The following is a 585-nucleotide window of genomic DNA, read 5'->3' on the forward strand; positions in this document are numbered from 1 at the left end:
ATATAATTGAACATATGTAAACAGCTTAACAGGAGAAAATAGCCGGTAGAAACGTACCGGCTATTTTTCAGGAGACATCTTATTCTTCGTTATAGCTGAGCTTAAATACTATCGGCGTACTTTCTGCTGATATTTTCCAAACCATGTGGTGATACCCCTTGCTCCAGTAATCTTTTACTAAATAATCAGGGATTCCAAATATGTTTTTCCATACTTCCTGAGCATTTTTGTATCCGCTGTCCAAACAAATTTTTTTAATTTCTCTGCTTTGAAGTGTAAGCAGCATAGTATGTAAAAGTAGTGTCCCTACACCTTTTCTTTGGTACTTTGGATGAACAAAAACTGTGCCGATTTCAATCCATCCTTGCAGCTCTCCTTTTGTACACGCCGTAATTAATTCACTAGCAGGACCATATTCAATACAGCCAATAATCTTATTAGTGCACGTATCTATTCCGAGCCAAAAGAATCGATGTTTTCCACCGCTATCAAGGTCACTTTTTAAATATTGTTCTTTACTTTCAATTTCTATTTGTATATCGTTCACCATTTCAGATATACCCTCTTTATGAAAGGTATCTGTGA

At 35.9% G+C, this 585-nt stretch carries 1 protein-coding gene; it reads right to left on the reverse strand.

Annotated features, from left to right (window positions below; translation table 11 throughout):
* Positions 1–79: 79 nt before the first annotated feature.
* Positions 80–585, reverse strand: a 506-nt coding sequence (locus tag AC1DRF_RS31640) for a GNAT family N-acetyltransferase (protein ID WP_477742779.1), incomplete at its 5' end; no start/stop codon positions are given.

The sequence above is a fragment of the Priestia sp. P5_B4 genome, from assembly GCF_056400385.1.